The organism is Streptosporangium sp. NPDC050284, from assembly GCF_044459525.1.
Lineage (GTDB): Bacteria > Actinomycetota > Actinomycetes > Streptosporangiales > Streptosporangiaceae > Streptosporangium.
On sequence record NZ_JBITIZ010000062.1, the window covers coordinates 1 to 1,011 of the forward strand.

General features: G+C 67.4%; 1 pseudogene. It reads left to right on the forward strand.

The features are described 5' to 3' along the window. Positions 1-17: 17 nt before the first annotated feature. Positions 18-1,011, forward strand: a pseudogene (locus tag ACIBH4_RS39655) (IS5 family transposase); the annotation flags it as partial.

The window sequence follows — 1,011 nt, forward strand, 5'->3', positions numbered from 1 at the left end:
CCTGGTAGGCCATGGTCATGGCGCGTGGAGACCTCACCGATGACGAATGGTCCTTGATCGATCCTCGTCTGCCCTTGGGTGAGCGCGGTCCGATCCCGGACCTGCGGCAGCAGTTCAACGCGGTGATGTGGCGGTTTCGTACCGGCAGCCCGTGGCGGGATCTGCCCGCCGAGTACGGGCCGTGGTCCACGGTCTATGACCGCTTCCGATCCTGGGCGGCCACGGGCGTCTTCGAGGAGCTGATGCAGGCGATGATCGGTGAGGCCGCTGCCCGTGGGCAGGCCGACCTTGACCTGGTCAGCGTGGATTCCACCACGGTGCGCGCCCACCACCACGCCGCCGGGATGGTCATGGACCCCGCACTGCTGGAGGCGCTGGAGAAGGCCGCCGAGCGGGAAAATGGGCTACGCCAAAGGGGCAAAACACCCAAGACGGCGACCCCGGCGAACCCGGCGACGATGAGAAACGTGAAGACGGAGACGAACGACGGCGGTTACGACGGCGGCGCCGTCTGCGGCTGACGGCGGCCGGGCTGGGCCGCTCTCGAGGTGGGCTGACCGGCAAGGTTCACCTGTCGGCCGATCGGCGATGTCGTCCGCTGTCCTTCGTGTTGACCCCGGGGCAAGCCGGAGACAGCCCGCAGTTTCGCACCGTCCTGGCGCGTATCAAGGTCCGACTGCCCATCGGCCGCCCGCGCACCCGCGGTGGCCGCGGTGGCCGCCGACAAGGCCTACTCCTCTCGGGGCAACCGCCTCTATCTGCGCCGACGCCATATCAAGGCCGTCATCCCGGAAAAGAGCGACCAGGCGGCACACCGTAAGAGGCGCGGTTCCCATGGTGGCCGCCCGGTCAGTCATGACCCAGAGCTGTACAAGCAGCGCAACACGGCCGAACGCTGCATCAATCGCATCAAGCAGTGGCGCGGGCTGGCCTTTCGCTTCGACAAGACCCCCGAAAGCTATCTCGCGGGCCTTCATCTCCGCGGAGCCATCTTGTGGCTCCGAAGCCTTC